Origin of the sequence: Spirosoma arboris, assembly GCF_009754945.1 — a bacterium.
GTDB classification, from domain to species: domain Bacteria; phylum Bacteroidota; class Bacteroidia; order Cytophagales; family Spirosomataceae; genus Spirosoma; species Spirosoma arboris.
The window spans coordinates 102,744-128,217 of the sequence record NZ_WPIN01000015.1 but is presented as its reverse complement, the minus strand read 5'-3'; the positions used below and the strand labels follow the sequence as shown (position 1 = coordinate 128,217).

General features: G+C 46.3%; 24 protein-coding genes. 10 read left to right on the top strand and 14 right to left on the bottom strand.

The window, feature by feature from the left end:
• Positions 1-135: 135 nt before the first annotated feature.
• The 5 genes from GO755_RS30195 to aroQ form a co-directional block, all read right to left on the bottom strand.
• On the bottom strand, positions 136-2,325 hold the full coding sequence (locus GO755_RS30195) for a glutamine synthetase III family protein (protein ID WP_157589163.1): 2,190 nt from the start codon (positions 2,323-2,325) through the stop codon (positions 136-138).
• Positions 2,326-2,455: 130 nt separating this feature from the next.
• Positions 2,456-3,490, bottom strand: a complete 1,035-nt coding sequence (locus tag GO755_RS30190; RefSeq protein WP_157589162.1) for a glutamine synthetase beta-grasp domain-containing protein — start codon at positions 3,488-3,490, stop codon at positions 2,456-2,458.
• A gap of 384 nt (positions 3,491-3,874) precedes the next feature.
• Positions 3,875-4,450, bottom strand: a complete 576-nt coding sequence (locus tag GO755_RS30185; protein ID WP_157589161.1) for a MarC family protein — start codon at positions 4,448-4,450, stop codon at positions 3,875-3,877.
• 24 nt (positions 4,451-4,474) lie between these two features.
• Positions 4,475-5,485: an aminotransferase class V-fold PLP-dependent enzyme gene (locus GO755_RS30180; RefSeq protein WP_157589160.1), complete on the bottom strand. Its 1,011-nt coding sequence runs from the start codon at positions 5,483-5,485 to the stop codon at positions 4,475-4,477.
• A gap of 105 nt (positions 5,486-5,590) precedes the next feature.
• Positions 5,591-6,019, bottom strand: a complete 429-nt coding sequence (gene aroQ / locus GO755_RS30175) for a type II 3-dehydroquinate dehydratase (RefSeq protein WP_157589159.1) — start codon at positions 6,017-6,019, stop codon at positions 5,591-5,593.
• An 88-nt stretch (positions 6,020-6,107) separates the two neighbouring features.
• On the opposite strand from aroQ, the gene xerD reads away from it, so the two are divergent.
• Complete coding sequence (gene xerD / locus GO755_RS30170) at positions 6,108-7,022, top strand: site-specific tyrosine recombinase XerD (RefSeq protein WP_157589158.1); 915 nt, start codon at positions 6,108-6,110, stop codon at positions 7,020-7,022.
• Positions 7,023-7,219: 197 nt separating this feature from the next.
• Here the strand turns inward: xerD and GO755_RS30165 are convergent, their stop codons facing one another.
• Positions 7,220-7,756 carry a hypothetical protein gene (locus GO755_RS30165; protein ID WP_157589157.1) on the bottom strand — a complete coding sequence of 179 codons (537 nt, stop codon included), beginning with the start codon at positions 7,754-7,756 and terminating at the stop codon, positions 7,220-7,222.
• Positions 7,757-7,848: 92 nt separating this feature from the next.
• Between GO755_RS30165 and GO755_RS30160 the strand changes: the two genes are divergently transcribed.
• The gene (locus tag GO755_RS30160; RefSeq protein WP_157589156.1) at positions 7,849-9,057 is read left to right on the top strand and encodes an aminotransferase class V-fold PLP-dependent enzyme; all 1,209 of its coding nucleotides are present in this window, start codon (positions 7,849-7,851) and stop codon (positions 9,055-9,057) included.
• Between the two features lie 72 nt (positions 9,058-9,129).
• Here the strand turns inward: GO755_RS30160 and GO755_RS30155 are convergent, their stop codons facing one another.
• The 3 genes from GO755_RS30155 to GO755_RS30145 are packed head-to-tail and all read right to left on the bottom strand — an operon-like array spanning position 9,130 to position 10,255.
• The gene (locus GO755_RS30155) at positions 9,130-9,519 is read right to left on the bottom strand and encodes a VOC family protein (protein ID WP_157589155.1); all 390 of its coding nucleotides are present in this window, start codon (positions 9,517-9,519) and stop codon (positions 9,130-9,132) included.
• A 5-nt stretch (positions 9,520-9,524) separates the two neighbouring features.
• The gene (locus GO755_RS30150; RefSeq protein ID WP_157589154.1) at positions 9,525-9,716 is read right to left on the bottom strand and encodes a hypothetical protein; all 192 of its coding nucleotides are present in this window, start codon (positions 9,714-9,716) and stop codon (positions 9,525-9,527) included.
• A gap of 32 nt (positions 9,717-9,748) precedes the next feature.
• Positions 9,749-10,255, bottom strand: a complete 507-nt coding sequence (locus GO755_RS30145) for a SixA phosphatase family protein (RefSeq protein WP_157589264.1) — start codon at positions 10,253-10,255, stop codon at positions 9,749-9,751.
• Between the two features lie 170 nt (positions 10,256-10,425).
• Here GO755_RS30145 and asnS point away from each other — a divergent pair, with 170 nt between their 5' ends.
• Positions 10,426-11,865: an asparagine--tRNA ligase gene (gene asnS, locus GO755_RS30140; protein ID WP_157589153.1), complete on the top strand. Its 1,440-nt coding sequence runs from the start codon at positions 10,426-10,428 to the stop codon at positions 11,863-11,865.
• Between the two features lie 72 nt (positions 11,866-11,937).
• Entirely contained in the window at positions 11,938-13,020 is a 1,083-nt protein-coding gene (locus GO755_RS30135; RefSeq protein ID WP_157589152.1) for a complex I subunit 1/NuoH family protein, read from the top strand.
• A gap of 18 nt (positions 13,021-13,038) precedes the next feature.
• Here GO755_RS30135 and GO755_RS30130 read toward each other — a convergent pair whose 3' ends face one another.
• Positions 13,039-14,151, bottom strand: a complete 1,113-nt coding sequence (locus tag GO755_RS30130) for a BamA/TamA family outer membrane protein (RefSeq protein WP_157589151.1) — start codon at positions 14,149-14,151, stop codon at positions 13,039-13,041.
• A 232-nt stretch (positions 14,152-14,383) separates the two neighbouring features.
• Here GO755_RS30130 and GO755_RS30125 point away from each other — a divergent pair, with 232 nt between their 5' ends.
• Positions 14,384-15,040, top strand: coding sequence for a phosphatase PAP2-related protein (locus GO755_RS30125; RefSeq protein WP_157589150.1), 657 nt, complete (start codon positions 14,384-14,386; stop codon positions 15,038-15,040).
• A 72-nt stretch (positions 15,041-15,112) separates the two neighbouring features.
• Here GO755_RS30125 and GO755_RS30120 read toward each other — a convergent pair whose 3' ends face one another.
• Complete coding sequence (locus GO755_RS30120) at positions 15,113-16,204, bottom strand: BamA/TamA family outer membrane protein (RefSeq protein ID WP_157589149.1); 1,092 nt, start codon at positions 16,202-16,204, stop codon at positions 15,113-15,115.
• A gap of 230 nt (positions 16,205-16,434) precedes the next feature.
• On the opposite strand from GO755_RS30120, the gene GO755_RS30115 reads away from it, so the two are divergent.
• The 3 genes from GO755_RS30115 (at position 16,435) to GO755_RS30105 (ending at position 19,795) form a co-directional block, all read left to right on the top strand.
• Positions 16,435-17,250 (top strand): phytanoyl-CoA dioxygenase family protein, encoded by an 816-nt coding sequence (locus GO755_RS30115; protein WP_157589148.1) that lies wholly within the window; start codon positions 16,435-16,437, stop codon positions 17,248-17,250.
• 108 nt (positions 17,251-17,358) lie between these two features.
• Positions 17,359-18,132: an SDR family NAD(P)-dependent oxidoreductase gene (locus GO755_RS30110; protein WP_157589147.1), complete on the top strand. Its 774-nt coding sequence runs from the start codon at positions 17,359-17,361 to the stop codon at positions 18,130-18,132.
• A gap of 196 nt (positions 18,133-18,328) precedes the next feature.
• Positions 18,329-19,795 (top strand): DEAD/DEAH box helicase, encoded by a 1,467-nt coding sequence (locus GO755_RS30105; protein ID WP_157589146.1) that lies wholly within the window; start codon positions 18,329-18,331, stop codon positions 19,793-19,795.
• Between the two features lie 132 nt (positions 19,796-19,927).
• On the opposite strand, the gene GO755_RS30100 is transcribed toward GO755_RS30105, so the two are convergent.
• The gene (locus GO755_RS30100; RefSeq protein WP_157589145.1) at positions 19,928-20,593 is read right to left on the bottom strand and encodes an SGNH/GDSL hydrolase family protein; all 666 of its coding nucleotides are present in this window, start codon (positions 20,591-20,593) and stop codon (positions 19,928-19,930) included.
• Positions 20,594-20,771: 178 nt separating this feature from the next.
• Between GO755_RS30100 and GO755_RS30095 the strand changes: the two genes are divergently transcribed.
• Positions 20,772-21,125, top strand: coding sequence for a single-stranded DNA-binding protein (locus GO755_RS30095; protein ID WP_157589144.1), 354 nt, complete (start codon positions 20,772-20,774; stop codon positions 21,123-21,125).
• A gap of 117 nt (positions 21,126-21,242) precedes the next feature.
• On the opposite strand, the gene GO755_RS30090 is transcribed toward GO755_RS30095, so the two are convergent.
• Both GO755_RS30090 and GO755_RS30085 read right to left on the bottom strand, forming a co-directional pair.
• Complete coding sequence (locus tag GO755_RS30090) at positions 21,243-22,196, bottom strand: acetyl-CoA carboxylase carboxyltransferase subunit alpha (RefSeq protein WP_157589143.1); 954 nt, start codon at positions 22,194-22,196, stop codon at positions 21,243-21,245.
• 96 nt (positions 22,197-22,292) lie between these two features.
• The gene (locus GO755_RS30085) at positions 22,293-23,723 is read right to left on the bottom strand and encodes an MBL fold metallo-hydrolase RNA specificity domain-containing protein (protein ID WP_157589142.1); all 1,431 of its coding nucleotides are present in this window, start codon (positions 23,721-23,723) and stop codon (positions 22,293-22,295) included.
• A 134-nt stretch (positions 23,724-23,857) separates the two neighbouring features.
• Here GO755_RS30085 and dacB point away from each other — a divergent pair, with 134 nt between their 5' ends.
• Positions 23,858-25,405 (top strand): D-alanyl-D-alanine carboxypeptidase/D-alanyl-D-alanine endopeptidase, encoded by a 1,548-nt coding sequence (gene dacB, locus GO755_RS30080; protein ID WP_157589141.1) that lies wholly within the window; start codon positions 23,858-23,860, stop codon positions 25,403-25,405.
• Positions 25,406-25,474 lie beyond the last annotated feature (69 nt).

Here is a 25,474-nt window from a genome sequence, read left to right as displayed (position 1 = left end):
TAAACTGAAAAAATTATCCGAACCGGGATTACACTGATTTAGGGATTAATCTGATTTTGTTTATTGCTTCAAAGAAGCACACACATTAAAAGCAAAATCAGATTAATCCCTAAATCAGTGTAATCCCGGTTCGGACTACTTAACAAACAACAACTCGCGGTATTTTACCAGTGGCCAGTCTTCATCGTCCACTACCTCTTCGAGTTTATCGACCTCATAGCGAATCAACTCAAAATGGTCTTTCACTTCGGTTGCGTAGAGTTTAGCCCGTTCGCCTGTATCGGTCACGTTGTTTGCCTTTTTTCTCGATTCGATCATGGCCTCTACTCCTTTCTTGATGACGAGCACCCGCGTCGAAATTTCGCGTAGAATATCTTTGATCGGTTCAGCTTCGGCAGTCATGCCTAACTCAACCAGATTACGAGCAGTTTCGGCCAGTTTGTTCTGGTATTTTAAGGCAGTCGATACAACGTGATTCATGGCTAGATCGCCCATTACGCGCGACTCGATCTGTACATTTTTGATGTACTTCTCCAGTTCGATTTCGTAGCGTGATTCTACTTCGGCATGGTTCATCACTCCCGTCCGCTCAAACAAGGCCAGCGACTCGGGTTTCACAAAAATGCCTAAGGCATCTGGTGATGATTTGATATTTGACAAACCCCGACGAGCAGCTTCCTCCACCCACTCGTCAGAATAGCCGTTACCTTCAAATAGAATCCGTTTCGAGTTCGCGTAGTATTCTTTCAGAATATCAACAATGGCCAGCTCTTTCTTTTCGCCTTTTGCCAGCCGTGCATCAAGGTCCGTTTTGAATCGGTTCAACTGATCCGCCACGATCGCATTCAGGACGGTCATCGTCGAAGCCGAGTTAGCTGAGCTACCTACCGCACGAAATTCAAACTTGTTTCCTGTAAAGGCAAAAGGTGACGTGCGGTTACGATCCGTATTGTCACGCATCAGGCTGGGAATTCGGTTCAGTCCAAGTTTGTAGTACACGTTATCCCCTTTGTTTACTGTCACCTCAGACTTGGTTTCGAGGTCGTTGAGTGCCATGGTTAGTGATTCGCCCAGAAAAACAGAAACGATAGCGGGTGGTGCTTCGTTGGCACCAAGTCGGTGTTCATTGCCTGCCGATGCGATAGTGGCACGTAGTAAATCGGCATTATCGTGAACTGCTTTGACGACGTTCACCAGGAATGTCAGAAACCGCAGGCTCTCTTTTGGCTTGGTACTGGGTGCCAGCAGGTTAACGCCCGTGTTAGTACCCATCGACCAGTTGTTGTGCTTGCCAGAGCCGTTGACCCCCGCAAAGGGCTTTTCGTGAAAGAGTACTTTCAGGTTATGCTTCTCCGATATCTTCTCCATCAAATCCATCAGAAGCGCGTTATGATCGACAGCCAGATTGACTTCTTCGAAGGTTGGGGCCACCTCAAACTGGCCGGGCGCAACTTCATTATGGCGCGTCCGAACTGGCATGCCTAATTTCATCGACTCAAACTCAAAGTCTACCATGAAGGCATTAACGCGTGGCGGAATTGAGCCAAAATAGTGATCTTCCAACTGTTGTCCACGAGCAGGTGCATGCCCAAATACAGTCCGACCTGCCAGCACCAAATCAGGTCGGGCATAGAACAGCGCCCGATCGACTACAAAGTATTCTTGTTCTGGTCCGAGCGTTGGGATTACTTTCGTGATGTTCCGGTCGAAATACTGGCAAACGGCTGTAGCTGCTTTATCTAAGGCATTGAGTGCTTTCAGCAAGGGCGTTTTATAATCTAGTGCTTCGCCCGTGTACGAAATAAAAACCGACGGAATACAGAGTGTTTTTCCACCCGCCCCATTGTCCATCAAAAACGCGGGCGACGATGGGTCCCAGCCGGTATAACCCCGAGCCTCAAAGGTGTTTCGCAGTCCACCGTTCGGAAACGACGATGCATCCGGCTCCTGTTGTACCAATGCACTCCCTTTGAATTTCTCAACCGCTTTGCCATCGAGTGTAATATCGAAAAAGGCATCGTGCTTTTCAGCAGTTTCGCCCGTTAGTGGTTGAAACCAGTGCGTGTAGTGCGTGGCTCCTTTCGATGTTGCCCACGACTTCATGGCACTCGCCACTTCGTCGGCAATGCCCCGATCAATCTGCCCATTGGTGCTGATGGCCTCGGTAACTTTTAAATAGGCTTCGGGCGAGAGTAGTGCCCGCATGACTTCATTATTGAATGTATAACTGCCGAAAAAATCACCAACACGTTCAGTAGGAGCAGCTACCGGCATAGCCTGACGACTTTGGGCAATTTCAAGCGCTTTAAAACGAAAATTAGACATCGAATGACTTTAAGGTTTTAGGTTTAAAAATTTAGCCAAACTTACATGCCTTCAGCACGGATTACAATTGATAGCATAAAAAAGCCCAACTACTTACGTAGTCGGGCTTTGTACAAATAGATATGTTGGCTTATGCCGCTACAACATCAGCCGATTTAACGGTTTTGATGATAATTGCAGCCACTTTATATGGATCGGCAGCCGAGTTTGGACGACGGTCTTCCAACCAGCCTTTCCAGCCGCGTTCTACCGTAGCAATTGGGATACGGATCGAAGCACCACGGTCAGAGATACCGAAAGAGAATTGGTCAATTGACTGAGTTTCGTGCTTACCCGTCAGGCGCATTTCGTTATCGGCACCATACACGTCGATGTGTGCTTTGATAACTTCTGGCGTTTTGCCAAATGCTTGACAGATTTCCGTATAAACATCTTTGCTACCCGATGTACGCAGGGCTGTGTTCGAGAAGTTAGCATGCATACCCGAACCATTCCAGTCGGTATCGCCCAGCGGTTTGCAATGCCAGTTGATCGAAATACCATATTTCTCACCAATACGCTCCAGCAAGTAGCGAGCTACCCAGATCTGATCACCAGCAGCTTTAGCGCCTTTCGCGAAAATCTGGAATTCCCACTGACCAGTTGCCACCTCAGCATTGATACCTTCTACATTCAGGCCAGCGTCAAGGCAAACATCAAGGTGTTCTTCAATGATATAGCGACCATAGGCATTTTGAGCGCCTACCGAGCAATAATAGGGGCCTTGTGGGCGTGTTGGGAAGCCTTCAGCTGGGAAGCCAAGTGGCTTGTCAATTTTCATGTCCCACAGGAAGTACTCCTGTTCAAAGCCAAACCAGAAATCGTTATCGTCGTCTTCAATCGTAGCACGACCGTTGGTTACGTGAGGAGTACCATCGGAATTCAGTACTTCACACATGACGAGGTAACCATTTTTGCGCTGTGGATCAGGGCAGATGAAAACTGGTTTCAGCAGACAGTCTGACTTACCACCTTCAGCCTGTTCGGTTGAAGATCCATCAAACGACCACACCGAGCAGTCTTCAAGGTTGCCTGAGAAATCATCCTCAATTTTAGTTTTGGAACGTAGGCTTTGAGTGGGCTTGTAGCCATCGAGCCAAATGTACTCTAACTTCGCTTTTGCCATGATGTACAGTGGATTGTTTTGAATAGGGGTTTTGTCAATAGACTTCCGGCAAATATAATACGGCTTTACAATAAAATATAAATGTTAATATGCCCTCTGACCATACTTTTTACTGTTTTTCAGGAAATATTATAATTTAAATTCGTCCGATCCAATAAAATACAACATTTTCAGAAAAAATTTATCACTTTATAATTTTAAGCAGCTATAACCAAAAAAAGTGTATAAAAGTGATTACTAGCTTTATAAACGCGGTTTCTTCATGAGAAAGTAGGTATTTCTCATCAAAATACCCTCTTGCCGGAGAATACATTCCGACAAGAGGGTATTTTGAATTTTTGCCTGGAAACTAACTAAAAGTCCTGACTCCAGGTATTGTTTTGGTTAGAAGTCAGCAATCAAATTAGTTTTGAAGAGCTTGATGGCAATGGCGAGCAGAATAATACCAAATATTTTGCGCAGCACATCCAGTCCACCTGATCCAAGGCGGGTTTCCAGCCAGCCCGACGATTTCAGAACGGCATAAATCAGAATCAGGTTTAGTATAATCCCGATAACAATATTCAATGTCTGGTATTCGGCCCGGAGTGAAATGATTGTCGTTAACGTACCCGCTCCCGCAATCAGAGGGAAAGCAATGGGAACAATGTGCGTAGCTCCACCCGAAGCGATTTCTGATTTGAAGATCGTCCGGCCCAGAATCATCTCCAGGCCAATTAGAAAAATAATCAAGGCGCCAGCCACGGCAAACGACGCCACATCGACCCCGAACAATTTCAGGATTTCCTCCCCGACAAACAGAAACGAGATCATCAATACGCCCGACGCAAACGTAGCCCGTTCGGATTCTATTTTCCCGGTCTTTTTTCGCAGGTCAATCAATACCGGCAACGACCCTACGACATCGATAACCGAAAATAATATGAGTGTAACGGAAACAACCTCTTTGATACTGAACATAGTGATAACATAAACAGACTGAATTCAGTATGACCGCAGAAATTCCATTAAGGTTCCAATTTCTTCATCAGAAATGGCCGGGAAGTTGGCAATTCGAAAGGTCGTATTTTTCCAGTCACCATAGCCGTTACCGAGGGTTATACCTGCCTGTTGAGCGGCAGCTTTAATGGATTTTATGGCTGCCTCAGAACCTTCTATCGCAATTACTGTATCAGAACGAGTTACCCTGTCTTCAATTAGTAATCGAAAGTCTGGACCAAGCTCGGGCTTTTCAAAAAAAGCGTACCAGTCAGCGGCTCGTTTTTTAGTCATGGTATTTACAACAGCGATAGCCGACACTTGCTGCAAAACGCGCATGAGCATGTAAATGCTCAGTCCATTAGGCGTATAGGGCGTTTGAAACTTCGAGAAATTCTCGTGAATGAACAGCAGGCTGTTATAATGGTTGTTCTCGCCGATTTCCTCCGCTCGTTTGAGCGCAGCTGGCGAATAAACCAATACCGCCAAACCAGCCGGAAGCCCGAAACATTTCTGGACAGAGGCAAACCAGACATCGGCCAGCGTCCAATCAAAGGCAATCCCCGCCATCGAGGAAACTGCATCAACTGCAATTAGCGACGAAAAGTCTCTTCTGAACTGGGACAGCGTTTCCATATTAACCTGTGTACCGTTGGAGGTTTCGTTTTGAACGATGCACAATACATCCGCTTCACTTAGACTCGTAGGAGGCTTGATTCGGTAGGCGTATTCAGCCCATTTTTTCCCAAAGGCTCCACTATAGGGATGTAAGCTGGCTTCGGCAGTAAGCGATTGCGCTACAATCTCCCAACATTCCGTTGCTGACGAAACTAATGCGATATGGTAATCAGCCGGAATGTCGAGTTTTTCGTGAAGCAACCGAATGGTCTCTTGTACAATATCCATAAAGCCCGCACTTCGATGGTTGAGGCTCACAATGCCTTGTCGTATCGCGTCGGCAGCATAGTCGGCTACCTGCGGATAAACTTTAGACGGACCGGGATAGAAGGTAATCATGTATGATGTATGATGTATGATGTATGATGTATGATGTATGATGTATGATGTATGATGTATGATGTATGATGTATGATGTATGATCTGCAAAAAATATACCTTATATCATGCTTCATACATCATTAAATACCTCACCGCCATTTCATAACCCATTAGCCCCAGACCCACAACAACGCCTTTACATTTCGCTGATAGATAACTATGATGCCGAAACGACTCGCGAGCATGTACATTGGAAATATGCACCTCTACAGCTGGAGCCGTTACCGCAGATAACGCATCGGCAATAGCAATGGATGTGTGGGTATAGGCCCCCGCATTGATCACGATCCCATCGACATCGAAGCCTAATTCATGAATTTTATCAATCAGTTCGCCTTCGTGATTCGACTGAAAATAGCGAAGTTGCACATCCGGAAACTTCGCTTCAAGCGTTTCCAGGTACTCAACGAAGGATCGATTACCATAAATAGTTGGTTCACGCTTGCCTAATAGATTGAGATTGGGGCCGTTGATAATGAGAATTTGTTTCATGATTTACGAGTTACGATTTACGAAGTACGATATCTATGAGGTCGGCATTTTAAATCGTACCTCGTAAATCGTAACTCGTAAATCACTTATGTGGCAAAGTTATATAAACGCCTTTAAGAACTACCTCAAACTCGAACGCTCACTGGCCGAAAATTCAGTGGAGGCATATTTGCACGACGCCGAAAAACTCCATGAGTACATCCTCCTGACTGATCCGGCCCGAACGCCCATGCAGGTGACAGAAAAGGAATTGATGAATTTTCTGAAGTACCTTGGTGAGTTAGGGCTAACTGCTCATAGTCAGGCCCGAATGCTGTCGGGAATAAAGTCGTTTTTCAAATATCTGCTGCTCGAAAATCTAATTGATCGCGATCCAACTCAGTTGCTGGAAGCTCCCAAACTGGGCCGAAAACTCCCTGATACGCTTAGTTTTCCCGAAATCGAAGCTATTCTGGCGGCAATAGACCTATCGACGCCCGGCGGCACGCGCGACCGCGCCATGCTCGAAGTACTCTATAGCTCTGGATTACGTGTAACGGAGTTATTAAACCTTCGCCTGACGAATTGCTATTTTACCGAAGGCTTTGTGCGGGTGCTGGGAAAAGGCGACAAGGTTCGACTGGTTCCAATTGGCGAAGATGCGATGCACTATACCCGAATTTATGTCGATCACATACGCAGTCAACTGGATGTGCAGAAGGGCGACGAAGACACCATTTTTCTGAACCTTCGCGGCAAACAACTTTCCCGGATTACGGTCTTTACGACAATTAAAAAACTGGCCGAAGAGGCAGGGATTCAAAAGACAATCAGTCCGCACACGTTCCGCCACTCCTTTGCTACGCATCTGATCGAAGGCGGTGCCGATTTGCGGGCCGTACAGCAAATGCTTGGTCACGAGTCGATTACCACCACCGAAATCTATACTCACCTCGACCGAGATTATTTGCAGCAAACGCTCAGGGAGTATCATCCGCGAAGTCGGAACCGGGATTTTTCTTGATTCAACTGACTGACTATGATTTTGCTTTCAAAGAAAGTTTAATGCTAAAATCATAGTCAGTCAGTTGAATCAAGAAAAATCCCGGTCAAAAAAAGTCCCCGCTGTCGAAGCCGACGGCGGGGAACCCCCAATCTAACTAACCCAAAACTATATGAAACATGTAAGCTACTAATGTCGTCAGAATGCGTATCTGCGGACTACGCGTCTGCTGTGGTTTTCTCCCCAATAAACTGTTGGTACTGGTTTTTGAACAGTATATTGAACGAAGTCAGGCTACCGTAAATGCGAGTGATATATTGTTGAATATTGACTTTCTCTTCGTCATCGAGTGGGCTGGCGTTGATGCGCTGTTCGAGCACACGCAGGCGGTCGCGAACCATCACAATTTTGTGAAAGAAGGCATCGATCGGCATTTCTTTCTGCGACAAATCAGCCCGGCCCGGTTTCAGGATCAACTTTCCTCCTTTCCACTTATCTCCAAGCGGTACTAGTTCCGTTTGATCGACCCATTTCTGGAGCACTCGCGTTAGTGCCTGCTCAACATCAAACAGACTAACCAAGTCGCCATCGGGTTCAAGGGCTTCGATAATGGTCAGGGGCGCATCGAATTTGATTATCTTCACGCCATGCTGCAGAAACGTAGTGGTGTATCCATTGGCTTTCAGATTAATAATGACACCATCGCCAAACTCGGCGTGACTGACTCGGGAACCAATGCCCAAAAGGGTATTCATAAAAATGGTACTGTTTACGTTGCAGAATAGATTAAACAAACCCCGTGCCAGAATAACTTTTCATCATCTAACTAATTTTTGTCGTATCGCTTATGCCTGCTGTTGAAACACCACTTCTCCCCTGTCAAAAAGATCAATTCAGTTTACCGGAAAGAATTCACTATCTAAATTGTGCCACCCGAGCCCCATTCAGCAAAGCTGTTGAACAGGTTGGTCATGCAGCCCTTTCTCAACAGGTAAACCCTTTCGGATTACGACCCGATGATTTCTTCAGCGGAGCCATACGAGTTCGGGAGTTGTTCTCGACGCTCATCAATAACCGGAATGCCGGAACGCTCGATCCAGATCGGATCGCAATTGTGCCCTCTGTGTCGTATGGAATGGCCGTAGTCGCCCGTAATCTGACGAATAAACCGGGTATTCAGGCTGGGCAGAAAATTGTACTAATTGGTGATGAATTCCCAAGTGATGTATATGCCTGGAGCCGTGTCTGCACTGAACGAGGGCTAACCATCACGACCGTCGGTATGCCCGACGAGTTTCCTAAAGGAAGCATCTGGAACGAACGACTATTGGATGCGATTGACTCCAATACAGCTTTAGTTGTTGTACCACCGGTTCACTGGATGTATGGCATTTGTTTCGACCTGGAAGCAATTGGGCAACGCGCCCGTGAAGTAGGAGCCTGGTTGGTAATTGATGGTACTCAGGCGATTGGTGCCTTTCCATTCGATCTGGCCAGAATTCAACCCGATGCGGTTGTTTGTGCGGGCTACAAATGGCTGATGGGCCCCTATTCACTTGGATTGGCTTATTTTGGTCCAGCTTTCGATGAAGGAATTCCGCTCGAAGAAAGCTGGATGAATCGGCTCGACAGCAATCAGTTTCATCGGTTGATGGACTACCAACCTATTTACCGCCCGAAAGCGTATCGCTATAACGTAGGCGAGCATTCTCATTTCCTCCAAATGCCCATGCTCGAAGCCAGTTTAGCGCAACTCATCGACTGGCAACCATCCCGGATTCAGGCATATACAAGCAAGCTTATGGCAGACGCCTGGCCAGTACTGGAAAAACTCGGTTGCCAACTCGAACCCGAAAACGGTAGCAGAGGACGCAGCCATCATCTGATTGGGTTATGGCTACCCGACCACGCCGACCCGATGGCGATTCAGCAGGCTTTACAGAAAGAAAATGTATCAGTTTCAGCCCGTGCACGCGTTTTACGCATCGCACCCCATCTGTACAACACGCCAGACGACGTGGATGCTTTGGTTAGGGTGTTAACCCAGGTGCTTTAAAGGCGTGGAGCAAGGTGCACGGAGCAGGGACTACTACTGAATACCCAGCACCGCGCACCCTGCTCCACGCCTTTATAACTCATACAATTCCAATGGCAAATCGTCAGGATCAGCGAAGAAGGTGAAGCGTCGGTTGGTGTGTTGATCTACCCGGATAGGTTCGGTTAGTACGCCCTGTTCATTTAAGTGCGCAATCGCAACATCAAGGTCAGTCACGGCAAAGGCTAAATGACGTAGTCCGGCAGATTCAGGTCGCGAAGGGCGTTTGGGTGGATTGGGAAACGAGAAGAGTTCAATCAGATACTGTCCATTCAGGGCCAGGTCTAGTTTGTAGGATTGTCGTTCAGCCCGGTAATATTCACCCAGAACCGAAAACCCCAGGACATCGGTATAAAATCGTTTGGAGACGTCGTAATCTGAACAAATGATAGCAATATGGTGTACAGCCGCGAGTTGAAGCATGTTGTTTAGGGAGCAAGCAAGGTGTCTGTCGCCATTGTATCAACGGCCGTCCCATCTTTAGCAGGCAACGCACGCTCAAGTTCCCGGTGTTTATTCCAGGGTGCTGTTGTGCGCCGGGCCATGTCGATAGCCAGTAAGGCCACGACCGTTGTAAAGACGATAAAAACGACAATGAAAATGCGACGGTTACGATTCATATAGTTTACTGTAGTGCTGCCGGTTTCTCAAATTAGTCATTATGAGGCAATTGTTTCGGCCCAATCTGAAACTCCATACTTCCTGTCCGTCCAGAAACCTCCGCCCAGTTCAGGTTGTCAAACGTGACGGCAATAACTGCACCTTTACTCATTGACCCTATATTTTGATGCGTCAGAAATTCGGCCAGATAAGACACATCCGGATTGTGCCCAACGATCATAGCGCTCTGCGTTGAAGCAGGCAAGGCATTAATAGCTGCCAGATACGCCTTTGGCCCACCATCGAATAACTTTTCATCTAACCGAATCTGCGCCAGATCATAGCCTAGCTGCTCAGCCACAACCTTCGCCGTGTCCTTAGCCCGAGGGGCAGTGCTACTTATAATACTATCGGGTTGAATGCCTTTCTGGTGCAAATAGCGCCCCATTCGGGCAGCCGCAATAATTCCATCTGGCGTTAGCTGGCGATCGTGATCAGCCATAAACATGGCCCTATCTTCAGCCTTAGCATGACGGACAATGTAGAGGGTAATTGGCATAAGGTTTAGCGTATCGTTGGGAAAAGGTGGCGCATTTCGGTGCAAAAATAGGATTGCAATTGGCATGTAACTAACGAACCGAGTTTTTGAGGAATAAAATTGTCTGTGGGCGTTTCAACCGACAATCCGTACTTTTGCGACTACAACCACTATCTGGTCGCCGTTCTAGTATGAGTTATTTACCGATTCAGCAATTATTAAAAACCACCCACGTTGGCACGACCGTGACCATAAAGGGGTGGGTTCGCACCAAGCGCGAAAGTAAAAACGCCGTATTCATAGCCCTTAATGATGGCTCTACCATTAATAATATTCAGGCTGTAGCGGAAGCGGGTCAACTTCCCGAAGAAACGTTGAAACTGATCACGACCGGAGCCTGTCTGGCGGTTACAGGTCAGTTGGTTGAATCGCAGGGAGCAGGACAAGCGGTCGAAGTTAAAATCACCGATGTGCTCGTTTACGGCTCCGCTGATCCTGACAAATATCCGCTACAACCTAAGCGGCACTCGCTCGAATTTCTGCGCGAAATTGCCCACCTGCGCCCCCGCACCAATACCTTCAGTGCAATTTTGCGTATTCGGCATGCTCTGGCATTTGCGGTACATAAATATTTTAACGACAACGGATTCTTTTATCTCAACACCCCAATTATTACAGCTTCTGACGCCGAAGGTGCAGGTGAGATGTTCCGAGTCACAACACTCGACGCCACCAAACCTCCGCTCACCGAAGATGGCAAGGTCGATTATAGCCAGGATTTCTTTGGTCGCGAAACGAATCTAACGGTATCAGGTCAGTTGGAGGGCGAGTTAGGGGCTATGGCCTTGGGTAAGATTTATACCTTCGGTCCAACCTTCCGGGCTGAGAACTCCAACACGACTCGCCACCTTGCCGAGTTCTGGATGATTGAGCCCGAAATGGCTTTTTATGAGTTGGAGGACAATATGAATCTGGCTGAAGACTTCGTTAAAACCGTGATTCGTTATGCGCTACAACACTGCGCTGATGATCTGGCTTTTCTGGATAATCGCCTGAAAGAGGAAGAAAAAACCAAAAAGAAAGAGGAACAAAGTGAATTGGGACTGCTTGAAAAACTTCAGTTTGTCATCAGCAACGAATTCGTACGCCTGACTTACACCGAAGCTATCGATATTCTGGTCAACTCAAAGCCTGCCAAGAAAGGTCAGTTTCAGTACGAAGTAAGCTGGGGAGTCGATTTGCAGTCGGAACACGAACGTTATCTGGTTGAGAAACACTTCAAGAAGCCCGTCATCTTGACCAATTATCCCCGCGAGATCAAGGCGTTCTACATGAAGCAGGATGCTGATGGAAAAACCGTTCGGGCGATGGACGTACTATTCCCCGGCATCGGTGAAATTATTGGCGGTTCGCAACGCGAAGACAATCTGGAGAAACTCGAAGCCCGGATGCACGAAGTAGGTATTGAACCAGAAGTATTGTGGTGGTATCTGGATACACGCCGATTTGGTTCGGCCCCACACGCGGGCTTTGGTCTTGGCTTCGAGCGGTTGGTGCTGTTCGTAACCGGCATGGGTAACATTCGCGATGTCATCCCATTCCCAAGAGCACCCAAAACAGCCGAATTTTAATGTAGTGCCGGGCCTCTGGCCCGGGTGTATAAAAAAGATTTCACGACCGGGCCAGAGGCCCGGCACTACAATATGCTTGCACTCCCCATTTTCCTGGCAATGGCTTCCGGCTTTGTAGTCGTTGGTGTGTATACCGAACGTAAAGTCTCGGCGTTCATGCAGGATCGACTTGGACCAATGGAAACAGGAAAATGGGGTCTGCTACAGCTCTTTGCCGATTTACTAAAGCTGCTTCAGAAAGAAGATATTGTACCCACGGCAGCTGACCGAAGACTATTTTTGCTGGCACCAACGATCATTTTTGCGTCAGTGTTTGCAGGTTTTGCCGTGATGCCGCTCACACCCGATTTACAAGGGTCAGGAGCCTCTGTTGGCGTGTTTTATCTGATGGCGATTGTCTCTTTCGATGTGGTCGGAATACTCATGGCGGGTTGGGGGTCCAATAACAAATACTCGTTGTTTGGAGCAATGCGATCGGTGGCGCAGATTATTTCTTACGAGATTCCACTTGGCCTGACGATTCTGTGTGTTGTGATGATCTGCCAGACGCTGAATTTGCAGGCGCTAAGTTTTCAACAGGGCATTTACACCCACGGAACAAATTATCTCTTTGGCCTGAAAGCCCTGGGTATTGACGTAACAAGTTGGGGGGGCATTTTCTCCTGGAATATCTTGCGAAATCCGTTTCTATTCGTTGCCTACATCATCTTTTTCATCTGCACACTGGCCGAAAGCAATCGCGCCCCTTTCGACCTGCCTGAAGGCGAGTCCGAAATCGTAGGTGGCTTTCATACCGAATATTCGGGAATGCGGTTCGCACTACTCTACCTGTCCGAGTATGCCATGATGTTGCTGGTGTCGTTTTTAGGAGCTGTATTATTTCTGGGTAGCTGGAATACACCCTTACCCAACCTCGGCCCCGTCCGGCTCGCCGACTGGACAAGTGGAGCACCAGGTACCTTCTGGGGTCAACTCACAGGCGGGTTCTGGCTATTATCTAAAGTGTTCTTCGCAGTACTGCTACAGATGTGGGTTCGCTGGACTTTTCCTCGTATTCGGGTCGATCAGATGATGCACCTGTGCTGGAAAGTCCTGACTCCCATCGGGTTGATACTCTTGCTGATTTCAGGAATCTGGCGGTTGCTAATGATTTAACTTATATTGATTGCCAGCTTAAAACGCTTCCGAGATATTGACGTAAAAGCCATGGGTATGATTTCCCACGGCGGCATCGAAGCGAACATTCAGATGTTCTTTCCGACTAATGAGGTACCGAAGACCTAATCCGCCTGTTGGTTTCAGATCTCTTATCTCAAATTCGCTGGGTTTGTGTGCTACGTCGCCCACGCCTGCAAATATGACTCCACCTACTCGACCGATAAGTCGTTGCCGCAATTCAGCCTGCATAATGACTGCGTTATTATCCCGGTAACGACCGTTGTAATAGCCCCGAAGTAAAGACGATCCGCCCAGAGTAGCCGCTTGTTTAAAGGGCACCTCGCCAATGTTCAGGTTTAGATAAAATTGTCCAGCCAGCACAGTATTGGGCGTCAGGGATCGGTAATGGCGAATGTCGAACAGATAATTTGTGAATCCGAATTCACTACCAAGCAACTGACCGTACTCCATAAATGACACATCCGCATACCAACCTCTAACTGGCGAATAAATATTATCTCGGGTATCGACTAAACTGGCAATACCTATTCCGTTCACGACACTACCCAGATCACCGATCAATGTCTGTGCAGGTACCTGCCTGTCTGACGAACGAGTGATATCAAATGTTTTAAAATACTGCTGCTGAATACCCACAAACCAGCCTGGTTTCACCTTTCGCAGAAATCGATTGTAGGCGCGTAAGCTTTTGTACGAAATAAGCTCTTCCTCATCATCGGTCGTTCCTGGGCCAATGCCATAGTACAACTCAGGGAATTTCGTAAAGAGAAGCATACCACGAATCAGGTATTTTTCCTCCTTCGTAAAAATCGTATAGGTTGGTTCAACGACCGTTTGGGCATTCTGCGTGTGAATAATGGCAAAATCTACGTTTGAAGTGCGCGCTGTGCTATCTGTCCGAAACAAACACACACCCAAAACGCCATAAGCAATCTTGGTTTCGGGCGTATAGAAAACAACTGGTAACGGAATAATCTGAAACCGGTGGTGAGATTCTTTCGCTGTATCGGCAACCGATATAGCCTGATCTGAGTGAAACGAAATTGAATGCCCTACCCCTAAAAATGGTAGAAAAAGGAACCCAATCCAACCCAAGCAATAGCGCATTAGAAAGGCACGTCCAAAGTAATAGATATCGTTTACAGATTATGTTTTTCCAACCTTTACAAATACGATGTGGAGTGCTGAATCAGATTCGTTATAAACGATAATATTACGAATATATCGCTCAATAATATCATTTAACCAACTAACTATTTATGAATAGTAAGGTTCATTTAAGATAAGACAATCAGAATATCCGTCTACTTCGTAAATTTGCGCCCTTTTACAGTAATACATGTCACTTCTTACACCTGATCCAACTGGCAATTTAGTTTGGCAAGCCGCCTGGCAATCACCCATATTCCGCCGAAAATTTACTATCGGTATGGTTGGCATTATCACCTTGCTGGCAACATTTCCTTACTTTTTCCACACGATAGAACAGCACACGGGTCCCGTTCTAAACGATTGGGTCGTTGCTCAACTTCCTCCTTACGACGTATCGTTGATTATTTTTGGCGTAATCTGGGCGGCTGGCTTATTAATACTCATTCGCGCCCGACGCAGTCCGGCGGTCTTTATGATGTTCATCTACAGCTATGTCATCATCACTCTGACGCGCATGCTCAGTATTAGCCTGTTCCCGCTCAATCCACCCGTTGGTCTGATACCGATGATTGATCCAATCACCAATGCATTCTACGGCAAGGTTTATATTACTAAAGACCTATTTTATTCAGGGCATACGTCAACCATTTTCCTGATATTTCTTTGCCTGCGTGGTTGGTGGGATCGACTTTGGGTCTTTTTAGGATCGCTGCTGGTTGGGAGTTTATTACTCGTGCAACACGTGCATTATACGATCGATGTGCTGGGCGCTTTTGCCTTCACCTATCCACTTTACCGGCTTGGAAAATGGCTGGCGCTCAGTGGCTGGAATGAAGAAAAGTAATGTTTGATTGTTTCAAGTTCCTGGTTCGGAGTCAAGTAACCTGGAACTTGAAACATTGAACCTGAAACAAAGTTAAAACGCTTCGCCTAATTGAAAATACAATCCGTTCGATAGGCTCTGTCCCAGTCCCCAACCATAGTCTACGCGGAGATTTAATCGTTCTTTCTTGTTCAGTGCCACGCGCACTCCCCCACCCGCCGAGTATTTGATTTCCTGGAAATTCAGATCACTCATCCTGTCGCCTACATTTCCAACACCAAAGAAACCGACTGCACCCAATCGCCAGAACAACGGGATTCGGTACTCAATTTGAGCAACGACCTGATTTTTACTTCTAAATCGACCATCGTAGAAACCTCTCATGCTATTCGACCCACCAAAACTGGCCAGGCTCCGTAGCGGCACATCGCCTGAGTTAAAAAATCCATAAGCTTGTATGGCCATCACCTGCTGCCGGTAAATCCGAATAAATCGCCGAAAGTCAATTACATAGTTTGTATAACGAAAATTGGAACCAAACAAGGGAGCAAAGTGGTTGAAATATATCTGCAAAAACCCACCTTGGTCGGGAGCAAACGCATTGTTACGTGAATCATAGGTAAGACTTAATCCTGCTCCCGAAATATGGTATGGATAACGTCCCGGCACGGCTAACTGATCGAAAAGTTTACCTGGTTGATAGTCGATACTCAGCAACCGCTGGTATTCATAAACTAATCCGGCAAAAACACGCTCTTTTAGCTTTCGCTGAAAATGCAGATAAACATAATATTGCTTGAAGGTATAGGATTCTTCATTTTTATTGGGAGCATCTTTACCTAAACCCCAAAATTTATCGGGGAAATAACTGTACGAAAGTTGATGATTCAGAATAATTCGTTCGCCGGGGAAATATGTGGTTCCGTTTACGGCCGCAATAAATTGTTTCCGAAGTGAGTAGAGCGCTAATGCCTGCGTATTTGATGTTCGTGTCGTGAGTGTATCCGTATGACTAAACCGAAATGTAAATGAACCAGCTAAACCAATCGACCAATCTGTTTCAATAGAGCGGGCGACTAATGGTAAAATTAGCGTATTTCGCGTTCGCAGAAGTTGATTGGGTATAGGTTCGCGAGGCACGGGAATACTATCCGATTGAGCCAATAGAGTATCACAAATACCCATTAATAAGCTGATTAACAGCAAAACCAACCTTTTATCAAGTAAAACAGACACAGTAACTTGAATAACCGTTAATTAAAGTCGTATTAATTAAATTGCGGCAAAGTAATCCTAAAATTGTAAATTTCGTAGATTTGGGCTTTTAATAAACCGATTAAGACTGCGCCTATTTAATCAAAGTGCGGTCGCCGGTTGGCATCAACTACGGAACTTCCGATTTGTAAACCACCGATATGAGCAAATTAAACTTGCCGCCCTTTAAACTGGGCGAAACAATTACCCCGGAGCAACGCCAGTTTTTCAATAAAAACGGTGTTATTGTCTTCCGTAACTTTATTGAACCCGAAACAGTTAAGCTTTTTATCAGCGAAGTTGAACGAATTGAAAAAGAGTGGCTGGCCGAAGGGCGCGACAAAGTAAATGGTGTTCCCTTGAAATTCGGTCAGGATGAGGATGGTAATCCTATGATTCAGCGGATGTGCTTCCTATCGCAGTACAGTAAAGCACTCCACGAATTTTTGCAAGACCCGCGCCTTCAGGCTGTCGTTGATCTGCTTCAACCATATGAAGGGCGTATCGCCGAGATCGAGAAAGACGGGCTTATTCTGAATCACTACGTTCGCACACCAAACAGTAAATTCTCGCAGATGGGCTGGCATACCGATAGCCCCCGCGATATTTTCCTTGGTCAGCGCATTATGCCAATGCTCAACGTTGGCATTCATCTCAACCCTACTCCCTACGAAAACGGTGGGCTACGCGTAATTCCGGGAACGCATAAGCAGGGTATCTTTAAAATGTTGTTCCGCAAAAAGTATTTTGTGGATAACGATCCCGACAAGCACGAAATTGGATTCGATATCAACGCAGGCGATCTGTCAGTGCATGATGGTCGGCTTTGGCACCGGGCACAGCAGTCACCCTTTGTTGGTGAGGCAAGCCGTCGGCGTGTGATGTACGTACCAGTCGTTACGGGTAAGTACATGCCCAAAAACGAGAACAGCAAAACGCCGTTTTACCACCGCTTCATCTCGAAAGTTAACATCTAACAGGTGTAAGTAATAAGTTTCTAAATGGTAAGTGGCTGACGCAAGACTATTACTTTCGCGTCAGCCACTTATCACTTATTACCTTCCCGACTTACAACTTACAGTTTTATGGCTTACGCCCTCATTACCGGAGCCAGCCGGGGTATTGGTTTGGCTATTGCCACCGAATTAGCCCGCCAAAAGTTCGATTTGCTGCTAGTGGCCCGATCAGTTTCGTCGCTCCAACAAGCCGCTCAGCAGCTAGCTAAAGACTATGGTATTAAAACCGACTTTCTGGCCATTGACTTAGCCGAAACAGGAGCTGCTCAGCAAGTGTATGACTGGTGTAGCCAAAAAAAGTATTCACTTCAGATACTGGTAAATAACGCTGGGTACGGTTTGAGTGGCCCTTTTGAGAAGCATGCCCTCGCTGAACATATTGATATGATGCAGGTAAATATGACGGCCCTGGTCGAATTGAGTTACCTGTTTCTTCCCCAGCTTCGTCAACAATCGAAAGCCTATATTCTCAACATTGGTAGTTCGGCAGCTTACCAGGCGGTACCTGGGCTTAGCTTATATTCGGCTTCTAAAGCGTTTGTGCTTCAGTTTAGCCGGGGGCTCCATCAGGAGATCAGAAAATCGTCTGTATCAGTCACCTGTGTGTGCCCCGGCTCCACCGACACTAACTTTGTGGATCGGGCACAGATTGGCGAAAAAGGACGGAAGGCTGCAGAAAAAGTAAATATGACACCTCAGGATGTGGCCAAGCAAGCCGTTGACGCCATGTTTGCCAGAAAAGCCGAAGTGGTAACTGGGCTACTAAATAAAGCGGGGAAATTCATGGCCTGGTTGTTACCCAAAGGGTTAGTGGAAAAAACTGCCGGCAGTATTTACGATTAGGGTATCTATTTTAGTTAACGATAAAGGCTGGCATACTTCTCTAGGATGCCAGCCTTTTGTTTATAAATTGTACTTCCCTAATAAATGGCACTTTATTTGCCACACCGCCGTTATAGCCATATAACTTTACAAAGACGTTGGATGCTGGACCAAACTATATATCCTATTCCACTGCCTGCCGACGTCCAACCAACACATGCAATTTTCCGAATTATCATTAATTGATCCTATCCTCAAAGCACTTGCCGAAGAAGGATACTCCACTCCGACCCCCATTCAGGAACAAGCCATACCAATTTTATTGAGCCGCCGGGATTTATTGGGTTGCGCCCAGACCGGAACAGGTAAAACTGCTGCTTTTGCTATTCCGATTCTACAACTGCTGAACGAAGAACGTAGTAAAACACCTAACGGTCCTCGGCGAATCAAAACGCTGGTTATGACTCCAACACGTGAGTTAGCCATCCAGATCGCCGAAAGCTTCGCGGCATATGGTCGTCACCTAAACTTACGCCATACGGTTATTTTTGGTGGTGTTTCACAACATGCACAAGTAAACTCCCTTAAAGCGGGTGTTGATATCCTGATTGCAACCCCTGGTCGCCTACTTGACTTAATGAATCAAGGCTTTGTATCGCTTCGCGATGTGCAGTTTTTTGTCCTTGACGAGGCCGATCGAATGCTCGATATGGGGTTCATCCATGACGTTAAGAAAGTCATCACTAAATTGCCCGAACGTCGGCAGTCGCTGTTTTTCTCTGCGACCATGCCTCCTGATGTAGCTAAACTGGCCGATACAATTTTGCGTAATCCGGCCAAGGTTGAAGTGACGCCGGTCTCCTCAACAGCTGATACAATTCAACAGGCGATGTATTTCGTTGGACGCGAAGACAAGCGCAAATTGCTTGTGCACATCCTGAATGATCAGAAAATAAAATCAGCGCTGGTTTTTGCCCGAACCAAGCATGGTGCTGATAAAGTTGTTAAAGATCTTCTGAAGGCCGGTATTGGGGCAGAGGCCATTCACGGCAATAAGTCACAAAATGCCCGCCAACGAGCGCTCTCGAATTTCAAAAGCCGGGAGACACGGGTGCTTGTGGCAACAGATATTGCAGCACGTGGTATTGATGTCGATGAGCTCTCGCACGTGATCAACTATGAGTTGCCCAATATTCCTGAAACCTACGTTCACCGTATTGGTCGGACTGGGCGAGCCGGGCATGATGGTATTGCACTATCGTTCTGTGATGCAGAAGAAACCGATTTTTTGCGTGACATTCATAAGTTGATTGGCAAACGCGTTCCAGTTATTGACAATCATCCTTACGTGTTAGACATAGCCACGGCAGCCGTTACGCCTGTGCCAGCGCAACGCCAGGGGCAAAATCGTAATGGAAATCGCCATGGGGGCGGTGGTCGTCCAAATGGCTCATCCAATCAGGGATCTTTCCGACGTGATGGTGGTAGTCGCCAAGCCGATTCATCCAATGGAGGTCAGTCACAAAGCAATCAAAGCCGACCTGCGAATCAGGATCGAAACGGGTCTTTCCGACGTGATGGTGGTAGTCCCAAACCAAATCGTCCTGGTACTAATACGGAACGCCCTAGCCGAGGCACTAGTAACAGTCGCTTCAGCAACTCTAATCCCGATAAAAATTATTAATAGTGCAGCCTCGAATTTTATTCGGGGCTTTTTTATGCCTATGGATGCGCCAAACAGAAATCAGCATCTACGAAAAATGTCCTGAAGAATCGTTATTCTTCAGGACATTGACAAGTTTAATCTTAACCTCTACTATTTCCCAGCCGTTAGCACTTTCTGCATCTGCTCGGCTACAAACTGATTACCCGCTTCGTTGAGGTGAACGCGGTCGGTAGTTAGGATACCCCGGTCTTTATTCTCAGGATTGCTCTTCAGGTCGTACTCCAAAAATGCTTTGCGTAAATCCACCAACGGTAAATCCTGGCGTTTGGCAATATCCCGAATAAACTGGCTGTATTGATTCAAGTCACCATCCTGCTGGTTGGTCATATCCGTTTTTTCACCAATAGCCGCTGGTGTACAAAGTACTACCCGAATATTAGCAGCCTTTAGTTTCTTTATAACAGCATCGTAGAACCTTGTAAACTTGTCGGGGTCCGTACCCGTACCAGAAGTGGCTTTATGCCAGACATCATTAACACCTACCCAAATCACTACGACATCAGGCTGTTTGGCCAGCACATCGTCGTCCATTCTCAGGAACAAATCATAAATTTTATTCCCACCAATTCCCGCACCAATTAGTTCAAACTGATCGGCCGGCATCATCTTTTTCAGGCGGTCGATATAACCACCAGGATTAACTCCAGCCTGGGTAATGGAGTCCCCAAAGAAGATAACTCGGGTAGGCTTAGCTGCGCTCATAGCGAGCAATCCAGCTGTTAGTAGGAAAAGCAGAGATCGATAAATTGTAGTCATACTTCTTAAAGTAGCAAGCGAATGGGCATTACTCATTTTAGCATTCATTTTCGCAATAAGTAAACTATTGTTACTATTAGGAGACTATTTCATCTGAGAATGGTTAACATTTTCCAACCCTAAACAATCATCTGAAGTCGAGCAAATAAGTCTCGCCAGGCGAATAAACCCTAAACGAATGAAAGGACTAAACAAAGTAACATTAATTGGCAACCTGGGTAAAGACCCGGAAATTCAGCAACTGGAAGGTACTATTAGTGTCACAAAATTCTCGCTGGCTACCACAGAATCCTTTAAAGATGACAAAGGACAAACTCAGTCAACTACCGAATGGCACAACATCGTATTGTGGCGAGGCCTAGCCGAAGTAGCTTATAAATACCTACAAAAAGGCAGTTTAGTGTATTTGGAGGGAAAATTAAAAACCCGTCAGTTTGAGGACAAAGAAGGCAAAAATCGCTACATAACCGAAATCGTAGCCGACCAGCTCATCATGTTGGACAGACGAACTGATGCTACTGTTGACGAATGAAATGGCTAATAATCGAAATGCCAGCGAAGGAGATTAGCGTTAAAAAAGCCACTAGAAATAATTTCTAGTGGCTTTTTTAACGCTAATACGGCCCAAGCCGAAACCTGAACTTGAAGATTATTCTATCACAACACCCATATCACAGAACTTTTCAATCCGTTGATTGATTCGCTCTTGTGGATCAATCGCATTTAGTTCCGCTAAAGCGTTGAGAATTACATCTTTCAGATGGTTCGCCATTTCCTGATGATCGTTATGTGCACCACCGAGCGGTTCCTCTACGATCTCATCAACCAGTTTATTCAATTTCATATCACGGGCCGTTAGCTTCATCGCTTCGGCAGCCTGTTCCTTGAAATTCCAGCTCCGCCAGAGAATAGTCGAGCAGTTTTCGGGCGAGATAACCGAATACCAGGTGTTTTCAAGCATAAATACCTTATCACCAATGGCAATCCCCAATGCTCCGCCCGACGCCCCTTCACCAATGACGATGCAGATAACTGGAACCGTCAGCATAAACATCTCTTTCAGGTTTCGGGCAATAGCTTCGCCCTGGCCCCGTTCTTCGGCTTCTAAACCTGGATAAGCACCTGGCGTATCAATCAGCGTAATTATAGGTTTGTTAAATTTTTCGGCCAGTTTCATCAAACGCAGAGCTTTGCGATAACCTTCAGGATTCGGCATCCCGAAGTTTCTATATTGCCGTTGTTTTGTGTTACGTCCTTTTTGCTGCCCAATAATCATCACCGTTTGATCGCCTAGCTCACAAAATCCGCCCACCATCGCCGGATCATCGCGAACGGTACGGTCACCGTGCAGTTCGATGAACTGATCACACATCAGAGAAATATAATCGAGGGTATAAGGTCGATCAGGATGGCGCGACAACTGAACACGCTGCCAACGGGTGAGGTTTTGAAAAATCTCATGCCGAAGCTTATCAATGCTCTGTTCAAGAATGGCAACCGCTTCGCTCACGTCAACATTACTGGTCTGAGCCAATTTTTTCGTCTCTTCCAGCCGCGCTTCGAGGTCAGCAATGGGTTTTTCAAAATCGAGGTATGTTCTCATGTATAATGATGAATGATGAATAATGAATGATGAATTGTTCCAACTGGTAATAATTCATCATTCATTATTCATCATTCATAATTTAGATTTCATCATTTATAAGTCAAAGCTCTCGCCTTTTTTCGGAATAATCACCTGTGGGAAGCCTTCTTCTGCCAGTGTATTTTTGAAAGATTCCATACTCTCGTATTCTCCATGAACCAGGAAAATGGACTTGAGTGTTTCAGGCGTCTGCATTCCCACAAAATTAATCAGGTCATTTCGATCTCCGTGTCCACTAAACACATCAATTTTCTCAATGTTAGCCAGCACCTGATGATCCGTACCTTTTATACTAAGTGTTTGTTGGCCATTCAATAGCCGCCAGCCGAGTGTTCCTTCGGCACAATAGCCAATAATCAGAATTGTGGCGTAAGGATTGCTAATATTCTCAGCAATGTGATACTCAACCCGTCCACCCTGTACCATTCCCGACGATGAAATGATTATGCACGGCTCGCCATAGTTTGATACCGCTTTACTGGCTTTTGATGATTCCAGAAACTGAAAATTTTCGAAGTCAAATAAGGTTTCATTTTCCTTATAGAACTCTTTGGCTTCTCCATTCAGCATTTTCACATACTGCATGTAAATCTTGGTACTCTCATACCCCATCGGACTGTCAGAGAAAACCCGGATTGGCGGAAAGTTCCGTTCTGTATAAAGTCGGTTGAGCGTATAGAGAAGTGCCTGTGTTCGGCCAACGCTGAAGGACGGAATAATGAGTCGCCCAGGAATATCAATGCAGGTCCGCTGAATAATATCGGCCAATGCGTCTTCCGGCGACATCGTATTCTCATGAAGCCGGTTGCCGTAGGTACTTTCGCAGACCAGATAATCGACCGCAGGTACCGGTGCTGGATCGACTAAAAGCGGGTAGTTTTTGCGACCAATGTCGCCCGAGAAACAGATGCTTTTACGTTCGCCATTTTCAATCACATTGATCACAATATGAGCGGCACCCAGCAAATGTCCTGCCGGAATAAAGGTCACGTCTATACCATCAGCTACTCTAAACTTTCGGTTGAAACTAATAGGAACAACATTTTCCATCGTTTCGCGGACCTGCAGACCCAGAAATAGATCTTTCTGCATCTGTACCTGGCGATCCTTTACCCGTTGTTTCTTACTGGCGTTCAGTTCGTTAATGCGCTTTTGATTGAGCGAAGCCGCATCATTGAGGAGCACATTGGTCAATGCAAAGGTAGGTTCTGTACACAGAATCTGCCCTTCATAACCTTCCCGAAATAAGTTAGGCAGATTACCCGAGTGGTCTACATGGGCATGTGTCAGCAGAACCAGGTTAATACTTGAAGCCTCAAATGGGAAAAATCCCGGATGAGTAACGGCGGGGGCCGTTTGACCGTTCGAACTGGATCGCTCCATGTCCGAGCCACAGTCAATCAGGATGCGGTAATCATCCTCCAGTTCCAGCAGGTACATACTACCTGTTACTTGCCGGGCTGCCCCCAGAAATGATAATTTCATGCGTACAACTTTAACTAATCAATATCGTAAGTTCGATGACTTGTGAAGGGTGGCTTAAGGCAAGTTAGGTGGCGTGAATTCCGTAAGTTTGCAAAAGTACGAAAATTCCCATCGAATCGCCTAACTGTTCCCAAATGCGCAGTATTCCCCGTTTTACGGCTTATTTGTCATCCACTCTACTTGCTTGTTTCCTTATACATTTCACGCCTACACCTGCCCTGTCGCAGGCAGCGCACTCTGCTGATTCACTGGCGACTCAGCACCTAATGAGTCTGGTCGAGTCTTTTCAGTCTGGCCCGGCTACACGTTTTGGAACCGTTGCGCTATCCGTTCGTCGTGTGCGCGATGGCGAAGAACTAATCGGTTACAATGCCCGGATGAGCTTACCTTCGGCCTCAACACTGAAACTCATTACAACCGCTACAGCTCTAGCAGTATTAGGTAGTAATTACACTTATACCACCTATCTCGAATACGATGGTACTATTAAAGACAGTGTTCTAACCGGCAACCTGTATATTCGCGGTACTGGCGATCCGTCTTTGGGAAGCTGGCGATTTACTAATTACTATGATTTGCAGGCTCTACTCAAAAGCTGGTCAGAAGCCGTCAAATCAGCAGGGATTCGTAAAATTCAGGGTATGGTTGTGGGTGATGCCAGTCTATACGATGATCTTACAACCCCCGATACCTGGCCTTTTGGCGATTTAGGCAACTATTATGGAGCCAGCCTTAGTGCTCTTAATATTAACGAAAACCTGTTTCGTGTGTTTTTCAGACCGGGCAAAACAGTGGGTGCACCGACCACTGTGTTACGCACCGACCCGGCAGTTCCCTATCTTACATTCCGCAATACCGTCACAACTGATGCCGCTAATACCGGCGATCAGGTAAATATTTACGGCGTTCCCTTTATGAACCAGCAATGGCTAACCGGCAAGGCCCCACTTGGCGAACCTGCCAATGAGTTTAGTGTGAAAGGTTCGTTACCCGATCCCGCTTATTTTGCTGCTTATGCCCTCCAGAACCAATTGGTTCAGGAAAATATAACTATTAGTAGTCCACCCGTCTCAATAGGCGGTGGTTTACCAACCAACATTCCAATAACAAGTAAACGGATCGTTCTTAATCAGCATAAATCTCCAATACTAAGTGAATTAGTTCAACAGACTAACTTTCAGAGTATCAACCTCTACGCTGAAGCTTTTTTACGCACAGCAGCGCTGGCTCTCAACAAAAACGTGAAATCGACAAGCGCCAGTCTGGAGGCATTGATTGCATTCTGGAAAAGTAAAGGTGTTAATGTAGATGGATTCCGGATTCGGGATGGAAGTGGATTATCGACCGTAGGTGCCCTTACCGCCGATAATATGACCGGTATTTTGAGTGCTATGGGCCGGGAAAAAACCTTCCCTCAATTCTACGAAACGATTCCAATAGTGGGGCAAACGGGTACTGTACGAAGTCTGGCCCGAGGTACAGCGGCAGCCGGCAATATCCGGGCGAAAAGCGGCTCGATTGAAGGCGTCAGGGCTTATGCGGGGTATTTCACCGCCATAGACGGCGAACAAATGAGTTTCTGTGTATTAGTCAACAAATTCACACCTGGTCAAAGCCGTACCGTTACCAACGAATTAGAGAAGATTTTTGTAGGATTGGTTGGGCTAAAGGGAAGTAATTAGTGGAGTAGGTGAAGTGGGTGGAGTAAGGATAGAACGTAACAAGTTAGTTAAACTTACTCCACCCACTTC

Excerpts from the sequence above, each read along its gene's own strand:
- GO755_RS30195 (WP_157589163.1), bottom strand. The coding sequence starts at position 2,325 with ATGTCTAATTTTCGTTTTAAAGCGCTTGAAATTGCCCAAAGTCGTCAG.
- GO755_RS30190 (WP_157589162.1), bottom strand. The coding sequence starts at position 3,490 with ATGGCAAAAGCGAAGTTAGAGTACATTTGGCTCGATGGCTACAAGCCC.
- GO755_RS30185 (WP_157589161.1), bottom strand. The coding sequence starts at position 4,450 with ATGTTCAGTATCAAAGAGGTTGTTTCCGTTACACTCATATTATTTTCG.
- GO755_RS30180 (WP_157589160.1), bottom strand. The coding sequence starts at position 5,485 with ATGATTACCTTCTATCCCGGTCCGTCTAAAGTTTATCCGCAGGTAGCC.
- aroQ (WP_157589159.1), bottom strand. The coding sequence starts at position 6,019 with ATGAAACAAATTCTCATTATCAACGGCCCCAATCTCAATCTATTAGGC.
- xerD (WP_157589158.1), top strand. The coding sequence starts at position 6,108 with ATGTGGCAAAGTTATATAAACGCCTTTAAGAACTACCTCAAACTCGAA.
- GO755_RS30165 (WP_157589157.1), bottom strand. The coding sequence starts at position 7,756 with ATGAATACCCTTTTGGGCATTGGTTCCCGAGTCAGTCACGCCGAGTTT.
- GO755_RS30160 (WP_157589156.1), top strand. The coding sequence starts at position 7,849 with ATGCCTGCTGTTGAAACACCACTTCTCCCCTGTCAAAAAGATCAATTC.
- GO755_RS30155 (WP_157589155.1), bottom strand. The coding sequence starts at position 9,519 with ATGCTTCAACTCGCGGCTGTACACCATATTGCTATCATTTGTTCAGAT.
- GO755_RS30150 (WP_157589154.1), bottom strand. The coding sequence starts at position 9,716 with ATGAATCGTAACCGTCGCATTTTCATTGTCGTTTTTATCGTCTTTACA.
- GO755_RS30145 (WP_157589264.1), bottom strand. The coding sequence starts at position 10,255 with ATGCCAATTACCCTCTACATTGTCCGTCATGCTAAGGCTGAAGATAGG.
- asnS (WP_157589153.1), top strand. The coding sequence starts at position 10,426 with ATGAGTTATTTACCGATTCAGCAATTATTAAAAACCACCCACGTTGGC.
- GO755_RS30135 (WP_157589152.1), top strand. The coding sequence starts at position 11,938 with ATGCTTGCACTCCCCATTTTCCTGGCAATGGCTTCCGGCTTTGTAGTC.
- GO755_RS30130 (WP_157589151.1), bottom strand. The coding sequence starts at position 14,151 with ATGCGCTATTGCTTGGGTTGGATTGGGTTCCTTTTTCTACCATTTTTA.
- GO755_RS30125 (WP_157589150.1), top strand. The coding sequence starts at position 14,384 with ATGTCACTTCTTACACCTGATCCAACTGGCAATTTAGTTTGGCAAGCC.
- GO755_RS30120 (WP_157589149.1), bottom strand. The coding sequence starts at position 16,204 with ATGGGTATTTGTGATACTCTATTGGCTCAATCGGATAGTATTCCCGTG.
- GO755_RS30115 (WP_157589148.1), top strand. The coding sequence starts at position 16,435 with ATGAGCAAATTAAACTTGCCGCCCTTTAAACTGGGCGAAACAATTACC.
- GO755_RS30110 (WP_157589147.1), top strand. The coding sequence starts at position 17,359 with ATGGCTTACGCCCTCATTACCGGAGCCAGCCGGGGTATTGGTTTGGCT.
- GO755_RS30105 (WP_157589146.1), top strand. The coding sequence starts at position 18,329 with ATGCAATTTTCCGAATTATCATTAATTGATCCTATCCTCAAAGCACTT.
- GO755_RS30100 (WP_157589145.1), bottom strand. The coding sequence starts at position 20,593 with ATGACTACAATTTATCGATCTCTGCTTTTCCTACTAACAGCTGGATTG.
- GO755_RS30095 (WP_157589144.1), top strand. The coding sequence starts at position 20,772 with ATGAAAGGACTAAACAAAGTAACATTAATTGGCAACCTGGGTAAAGAC.
- GO755_RS30090 (WP_157589143.1), bottom strand. The coding sequence starts at position 22,196 with ATGAGAACATACCTCGATTTTGAAAAACCCATTGCTGACCTCGAAGCG.
- GO755_RS30085 (WP_157589142.1), bottom strand. The coding sequence starts at position 23,723 with ATGAAATTATCATTTCTGGGGGCAGCCCGGCAAGTAACAGGTAGTATG.
- dacB (WP_157589141.1), top strand. The coding sequence starts at position 23,858 with ATGCGCAGTATTCCCCGTTTTACGGCTTATTTGTCATCCACTCTACTT.